General features: G+C 49.2%; 9 protein-coding genes. 1 reads left to right on the top strand and 8 read right to left on the bottom strand.

Features of this window, described 5'->3' with window-relative positions:
• From J4G02_22205 to J4G02_22180, 6 genes are all read right to left on the bottom strand, one after another.
• Positions 1 to 474 (bottom strand): siderophore biosynthesis protein SbnG (locus J4G02_22205; protein MCE2397226.1); only part of this gene is annotated, 474 nt, incomplete at its 3' end.
• 305 nt (positions 475 to 779) lie between these two features.
• Entirely contained in the window at positions 780 to 1,838 is a 1,059-nt protein-coding gene (locus J4G02_22200; protein ID MCE2397225.1) for a hypothetical protein, read from the bottom strand.
• Positions 1,839 to 1,903: 65 nt separating this feature from the next.
• Positions 1,904 to 2,908, bottom strand: coding sequence for a HEAT repeat domain-containing protein (locus J4G02_22195; GenBank protein ID MCE2397224.1), 1,005 nt, complete (start codon positions 2,906 to 2,908; stop codon positions 1,904 to 1,906).
• A gap of 15 nt (positions 2,909 to 2,923) precedes the next feature.
• Complete coding sequence (locus J4G02_22190; protein ID MCE2397223.1) at positions 2,924 to 3,409, bottom strand: GNAT family N-acetyltransferase; 486 nt, start codon at positions 3,407 to 3,409, stop codon at positions 2,924 to 2,926.
• Between the two features lie 87 nt (positions 3,410 to 3,496).
• Complete coding sequence (locus tag J4G02_22185) at positions 3,497 to 4,441, bottom strand: mannonate dehydratase (protein MCE2397222.1); 945 nt, start codon at positions 4,439 to 4,441, stop codon at positions 3,497 to 3,499.
• A gap of 96 nt (positions 4,442 to 4,537) precedes the next feature.
• Positions 4,538 to 5,449 carry a M28 family peptidase gene (locus J4G02_22180; protein MCE2397221.1) on the bottom strand — a complete coding sequence of 304 codons (912 nt, stop codon included), beginning with the start codon at positions 5,447 to 5,449 and terminating at the stop codon, positions 4,538 to 4,540.
• A gap of 201 nt (positions 5,450 to 5,650) precedes the next feature.
• On the opposite strand from J4G02_22180, the gene J4G02_22175 reads away from it, so the two are divergent.
• Positions 5,651 to 6,235, top strand: coding sequence for an NUDIX domain-containing protein (locus J4G02_22175; GenBank protein ID MCE2397220.1), 585 nt, complete (start codon positions 5,651 to 5,653; stop codon positions 6,233 to 6,235).
• A gap of 13 nt (positions 6,236 to 6,248) precedes the next feature.
• On the opposite strand, the gene J4G02_22170 is transcribed toward J4G02_22175, so the two are convergent.
• On the bottom strand, positions 6,249 to 6,971 hold the full coding sequence (locus J4G02_22170; protein ID MCE2397219.1) for a hypothetical protein: 723 nt from the start codon (positions 6,969 to 6,971) through the stop codon (positions 6,249 to 6,251).
• A 243-nt stretch (positions 6,972 to 7,214) separates the two neighbouring features.
• Positions 7,215 to 7,694, bottom strand: a 480-nt coding sequence (locus tag J4G02_22165) for a WD40 repeat domain-containing protein (protein ID MCE2397218.1), incomplete at its 5' end; no start/stop codon positions are given.

Genomic DNA, 7,694 nt, shown 5'->3' with positions numbered 1-7,694 from the left:
AATCTCGTCGAGGTTTCTGACAGCCACGATGTCCTCAATCAGAATAATTAGCAGCGTCTCATCGTTGGCAACTTGAACATAATCAGGAACTGCGAATCCCTGACGACTGGTATACATGCCCCGGTAGCCGATAGGTGCGAACTTACCGCCATCGACTAGGTTCTGTGCCTCTTCCTTCGTGTTGACGTGCGGGACGACAATGCCTTGAGCACCTCTATCGAGGGTGCGATAGATCAACCCCTGATCATTCTGATTGATGCGAACCACAGAGGTCATCCCCCAGATATCGCAGGCACGGGTGAGGTTGCCGAGTTCGGCGGCATCCACGGGACCATGTTCGCCTTCCAGCCAAACGCCGTCGAAGCCGGCTGGACCAAAGGCATCAATGTCGTCTGGGTGGGTCATGCCACCAGCCACATAGGCGGTGCTACCTTCAGCCAATTTGTGCTTAACTCGATTCGGTCTAAGTTTCATATTTGATTCTCCTTTTTGGTGTTGGTTAACATGCTATTTGTAGAATGAATGTCTGAATCAGGATTTACGGAACGTGATGCGTGAAACGTGAAGCGTAAACGGTCACAGATTTGTTATGGGTCGATTAATTCATTGGTTCATTGAACTCCCGAACGCTTGAATAGATTGACCGCCTCAACTTTAATAGGAAAACGATAGATTTTCAATACCGAGCAACTTGGGTGATTTTACATAACGCCAATTTCGACCTGTCATAGAGAAACTGTGTTTTTCGTTCTCGAATTGCTCGATTTTGGACAAAGTCCTCACCTGACATCTGTATAACCTTTCCTCATGGTGAGTTTCTCTGCGAGTCGCTTGATCTCTGGATTGGGGTCATAAAGCGCGAGTTCAAAAATCTCGCGGTGATCAGTTACATCGAGCGTTGGAAGCACGGCTGCTGTTTCAAGGCGTACACATGCTTCACGGTCTTTCAAGCCTCGCTCAAACCAGCGGTGAGCGTCTTCGACGGAATGCTTGGCAAGCGCAGCAATCGCCGCCGCCCGAACCCGTTTGTTTTGAGACTCGGCGAATGGCAGGATGACCTCCGGATCTCCCTCGTCACAGTGCGCTATTGTTTGTAAGGCGACGATGCGAACGTCCAATGATTCATCCGAGAACAACAGCGTACACCAGTCGTAGAGATCCTCGTTTCCAAGCCGTGCCAGTCGTTTAAGGCCGCGGATGCGTCGTTGCGGTTTTGCGGCAGCGAGGTCATCAAGTGCGTTTTCTTCCCGTGAATCAATTAACTCTGACGGAGGTTCTGTTTCAAATTCAGCTGGTTCGGGAAAACAGTCAAATCGCAAATCGTCGGGCGTAATCTTGACCCCTTGGAAAAAATCAGGCAGCCATTGCTGCAGCTTCTTTGACAGTTCATCTGGACGGATCGTGCTTCCGGTGCCAGAGTTAGTGCGATTTTCTACCCAACGCGCCAGCCGATCTATTCCGGGATGACGAGGACTGATGCCTTCATAGGATTTGCGTCCAAGTCTCTGATTTACCCATTTGGCAATCTGTTCAGGCGAATTGAGTAACTCCAACGTAAAATGTGAGCGTATTACTGTTGGCGGGACACGCCCACGGATAGCAAGAACTCCCCCACCACGCATAACCAGGCTTTTCCCAAGGCGGTTATACAATTCCGGTACATTAATCTCACAGGTAAGCACAAACGGCGAGCTGCCTGTTCTACGCGCTTTTTGCTTGGCGCGACCTTGAGCATATTGCTTACTCGTGGTGAACCAGACCGCACCCTTCCTTGGGAGAAAGCCCATCTCAGCGATTTTAATCGCGCTCCGTAAGGTTGTACCATGATAGAACTTCATCACGCTCTCCTCTATTCTTGAGATTCAGGTGAAGCCTCTTCGCTAAAGCGTCAATTTCATCACTCTTACCTCGTATCTGCATAACCTTTCCCTGAAGTGAGTTTTTCTGCAAGACGTTTGATTGCAGGGTTGGGATCATAGAGTGCAAGTTCAAAGATTTTACGGTGTTCGATTGCATCCAGCGTTTGAAGCAGGGAGGCGGTCTCAAGGCGTACGCACGGCTCACGGTCTTTTAATCCTCGCTCAAACCAGTGGGGGGCGTCTTCGGCGGAATGTTTGGCAAGTGCGGCAATCGCTGCTGCCCGAATTCGTTTGTTTTGAGATTTGGCAAGGGGCAGGAGTACCTCCGGATCTCCGTCGTCGCAATGGACTATCGTTTGTAAGGCCGCAATGCGAACCTCTACTGATTCATCCGAGAGTAATAGCGTGCACCATTCATAGAGATCTTCATGTTCAAGCTGTGCTAGCAGTTCAAGACCACGGAGGCGTCGTTTCGGTTTCATGTCGGCAAGGGCATCAAGTGCGTTTTCCTCGCGTGAATCAACCGGCTCTGATAAAGGTTCTGTTTCAAAGTCAGCGAGTTCAGGAAAATAGTCGAAACGTAAATCTTGGGGAGCGATCTTGATCCCTCGAAAAAAATTGGGCAGCCATTGCTGCAGCTTCTGTGACAGTTCCTTTGGACGGATGGCACTGTCCGTGCCAGCTTTCATGCGATTTTCCACCCAGCGCGACAACCGATTTATTCCGGGGTGATTCGGACTAATATTCTCATAGGATTCGCCTTGGAGTATCTGGCTTACCCACCTCGTTGGTGGGACACGCCGCCGGATAGCAAGAAATCCCTTGCTGCGCATAACGAGATGTTTTCCAAGGCGGTTATACAATTCTTGGACATTGATTTCGCAGGTAAAGACAAACGGCGGGCTAGCGGTTTTACGCGCTTTTTGCTTGGCGCGACGTTGGGCACGGTGCTTACTCGTGGTGAACCAGACTACGCCCTTCCTTGGCAGAAAGCCCATCTCGGCAATTCTAATCGCATTCTGTAAGGTTGTGCCGTGATAAAACTTCATAATGTCCTCCTATACCTATCCTTGAGATTCAGATGAACTTCCTTTATGAAGTGTCAATTTCATCACCAATTCCTCACCCGCCTTCTCACCCGTATGTTCAAAATTTAGCTTGCGGTAGAAGCCTTCGGGACTTCCAGGACCGGGAACATGGCTCAAGAAAAGTTCCTTCGCATTTGGTCGTGTCTTCACATGCTCGATTAGGAGTTCAAGGGCGCGATGACCATAACCTTTGCCTTGATGTGCGGCATCAACCATGAAGCGCCATAAGTAATATTCGCCTTTGTCCGGTTGATCAGATAGCATCAGAAAACCGATGGGCACCTCGTCCGCATAGATTGCGCGAAACCATGCCTCCTCCGAGAAATAGGCTTCTGCTATAGAAACTGCGTTTGAAGCGACAAACTGCTCCTGTGCTTTGGTTACACGAAGATTCAGAATGGAATTGACTGTTTCCTGTGTAATCTCACGCAAACTAACTGTAGCCTCGATACCAAGCGACATTTTGGAATCGGGCATTTTGTTATCTCCCTTTTGTTTGGTTCTCTGAACCCGAACGGTTGGCAGGTACAATGATCGCAGCGGCGCGCCCTAGATGACTGATAGCGCAGCGAACAATGCTTTGATGTACCCGACCGAATATGCCAATCCGTCGTCGCCCTCCATACGGGGGATATGGTCGGGGTTTAGGCAACCGTCGAATCCGACCTTATGGAGTTCGAGGACAATTTTGAACATATTCATGTCGCCGTCGTCTAGGAGGACCTCTTCAAAGGCGCCGGCAGTTGCAAGGCTTCCTCGGACGTTGCGTAGGTGAATCATAAAAATCTTGCCTTTACGACCATAGTTGTTGATCTCGTCGAGAACGAGAGGGGTGCTACCCGCTTCACCTCTGGTGCCGCAGCAGTAGAGGTATCCAACATTTCTGCTGGGGAAGGCGTCAATCACGCGATGGAATCCCAGGCTTCCCAATGGTGTATCGGGATTGGGCGTGTCGGAGGGATGGATGGCGAGCTTTATATCATTATCTTCAGCGATGGGAACGAGATGTCCGTAGACCTCGCAGAAGCGTTTCCACCACTCTTCGAGTTCCTCAAAGTTTGGTGTTTCGGGAGGATTCACCGTCAACCCACGGCTTTCTCCACGCGATAGGTAACCGCCACGATGCTCCGAATTGTAACGGGTCATTATTTCGTTGAAGGTATCGCCCCAGAATCGCTGCCTTGCGATAGGAACGCCTGCTTCCGCGAAAACCTTTAAGGCATTGCAGGTGTTTTCCAGCTCTTTTTCTGCGCCCGGCAGCCCTTTCATAAATGTCTCGGTGATGTCGGGTAGGGTCACGCGGTTGATGTCAAGTCCCCAAGAACGAATTCGCTTTCTGATTTTGATAACTTCATCCAGATCTGGATAGCCTTGTTCTGTGACGCCGGGGAAAGAATTGCCACCACCGAAGTCGATGCAATCTGCGCCTAATTGTGTAACCTGCTTCAGATAACTGTCCGAGAGACCTCCGTCCCAGACGGATATTTTCATCATTGTTTTTGCCTCCAATTTATGAAATGTAAAACAGAAGTGATACCTATGAACGAATGAATTCCTGAACGCTTGACTTCCAATACAGCGACACCCCAGTTATATTTCGCCGCGGTCTACCCTCAATCCCATGCACACATTGGGGATATCGACGTATTCAGGGATGTCTGTTTCTCTGTGGTAATTTGGATCAACGTAAGGGAATGAACCCAGATTTGCCACCGCTATCGGATAGCCCGCGTTGATGTAAGAGCCGTCATCATCGCCTGGGGATTGTCGCTGAAACTTTTCTTGTATTAATCCGATGTCGTAAATTTTGTTCACATCAGCCATCAGATCGGCAAAACGCTCACCTTCAGGTTTCGTGTAGAGGGTTACGTTTGTCCGGCGTCCCGCATCAATATCCGTCTGCGACTTGCCTCCTAGAGAATCCAGATTGAAGATAGCAACCAGGTTATCTCCTCGCGCTTTCGCGTTTTGCGCCGCTGTCACACTGGTCCATGGCTTATGTTCTTCATTACAGAACAGAAACCAGATGGACCGTTGAGAAGGGTAATCTTTCAGAACACGTGCTATTTCCATCGTTCCCACCGTACCAGCGGCGTTGTCATAAGCCCCAGGGGAATCCACCCAGCTTTGGGAATCCTTATGCGAAAGGAACAGGATAATCTCTTCGGGATAAACGGAGCCCTGCTTTTTCGCATAAAGGTTGTAGGCGGTATACCAGAGTGCATCAGAAGCCGGCGAAGCGTATTGGTGTGCTTTTGGCTTAGATGTATCGCACCCAAATGGTTGGACTTGAACACCTTCCTTCTCCACCGGATATCCCCACGATTCTAGGTTTCGTTGGATAAAATCGTCGGCTTCATACAAAGTGTTCGTAGCGTGACCGGGGATAGTATAATTCAACTTCCGATAGGGCAGGGGTGTTTTCGACAGATAGAACAGATTGCGCCTTAACTGCTCTGGGTCAACTTGCTTGATCCGGTCTGGAGTAATGTCTCGTGCCATGCTGGTGCTTCCTTTCTATACGCGCTAGCGCGACCACTCTATTTTAGGCGATCACTAAATAAATTGAAAGGAAAAAATCAACTTTCTCAGAAACCAGGGGCGGTATCGCTTTGCTGTATTCATTGTGATATAATAAGCGAAGTTTGGGAAGATAATCTTGGGAAGACGTGGAGGCTGGTGAGATCCAGGAAAGAACAAACCGTGAAAGTGAAAGGAAAAATCTCTCAAGATAACAGAGCCCATAGCTACTGCCCCAAGTGCTGGAGTGAATGCATCCAACCTTATGCAAGTGAGGGTAGGGAATACTATCGATGTGAACGTTGCGGGTATGATGACAGTCGCCTCATCATGCTCTATCCGCAAATGCGTTACCGTATTTTACCCGACGGTGAATTGTTGCATTATTCTGTTGGGGCAGTCATCGAATGGGAGCGGAAGATTCTCTTATTTCACCGAAGATTGTTCCCATTCTACTATACAATCGTTGCCGGGCATTGGGACTTGGACGATGAGACGCCGGAAACCGCCGTTGCACGCGAGATAGCAGAGGAAGCGGGAATTGAGATCCGGCCTGACAAGCCGGTATTTGTGGAGACCTTAGAAGAGCCGTGTCGTCGCGGCGCGGATTTCCACGAATGGCGATTATACCGGGCGACGGTAGATCAGAATACAGCGACGCTATCCGACGAAGCGGATATTATCGGGTGGTACGCCCCTGATGAGATAAGGGAACTTGATCTAACCATTCCGACCGAATATTTTCTAAAAAAGCTAGGAATTATCTGATGGGGTGTATCTGTCAAAGTTCACCGATGCAGAACACGGTATTCTTTGCTTCCAGGCTAACAATTTCCGAATAGTGATAGACTTGAGTAACTTCTACCCCATCTTCAATAATTGGGGTGGGCCGTTCGATAACGAAGTCAGCGAAGTGCGGAGCATTGAAGGCGACATAAGCGAGGCTGAACCCCTCAATCTGTGGCTCGTATCGCTTTGACAGGTCTGGAAATAGGACAATTCCTGTATCGACTTGGTAGATGTCCGCTTTTTCATCTATATTCATCGTTTTAACCGGACACTCGATAATTGCCCGCTGATTTGTATCGGCATCCCATATCTCTGTGTGTGTTACGATGGGCAAGGATTTTCGCGTTGCCTCAAAAATCGCTGCGTTGCTATCAAGGACTTGTACTGGCGATGCCGCTTGCAGGTCAAACAGAGGTCCCGCCCAATAATCCTTCGCTGGTCTGTACTCAACGTAGTTATCGTTGCGGTAGGCATGTCTTCTGAATACCGCGATGTACTCTTCACTAAAAACGGGTAAGAAGTCGTAGTTTGGATTGATGAAAAGATCTTTCTCCGCAAAGGTGTGTTCACTCTTACACGAACCACATTGGTAATAGTCGTTGAAGCTTCCATCTGTATCGTCTATCAAGCGGCATCGGGATTCAACCCAAAAGCGGGGTGCGTTTCCGTTGCCGACAGAATTGATAAAAGAGAGTCCATAGTCAAGGCAGTTCATTGATATATCCTTTCGGTGCAGTTGGGGTATAAGAGTCTCTTTTCACTGCATCAACTACCATAGTATAGCACCTTTAATGCAAAAATTCCGTTCTTTTTCCTTCACCTGCACCATCAACTGGAATCTTGGAGAGAATCCGAATCCAACTGTGGCAAAGATCAATTGAGCGGTTGAAGACCTCGCGACCGAATGAAATGAACAAGGGTGGATCGACTCACATCAGTAATCTTTGAATGTTGAACTTTAACTTATCGAAAAAACGCTCACCCCACCCGACTCGTCACCAACAGCAATATGCTGGTCATTCGGTGACCAAACGAGACTTGTGACCCCCGCTGTCAGAGCGACTTCATGAACCGCCAGAGAGCGGGAGCTGCCTCGCAATTGCCAGACGTAGACCAGACCGTCGGCGCCGCCTGAAGCCAGCAGTTTTCCGCGATGTTGAAAACACACAACGCTGAGAAAATCCTGATGCCCGGAAAGCATAATGGGGCTGGTACTAGCCGGTCCGCGACCGGAACAATCCCACACCACAACTTCCTGACCGCCTCCCGTAGCTAGGTATCGACTCGTGGCATCCCACGAGAGTTCTCGCACTTTCGTCGGATAGCCAGACATTTGCAAGTCGTCACCGGTAGACATAATCCAGAAGTGTACGGTCGAATCTTGATCTCCGGTGGCGATGTATTTGCCGTCAGGGCTCCACGCAATCACCAGTGATGA

Source organism: Candidatus Poribacteria bacterium, from assembly GCA_021295755.1.
Classification (GTDB): Bacteria; Poribacteria; WGA-4E; order WGA-4E; family PCPOR2b; genus PCPOR2b.
This window is presented reverse-complemented; position numbering and strand designations above follow the sequence as displayed.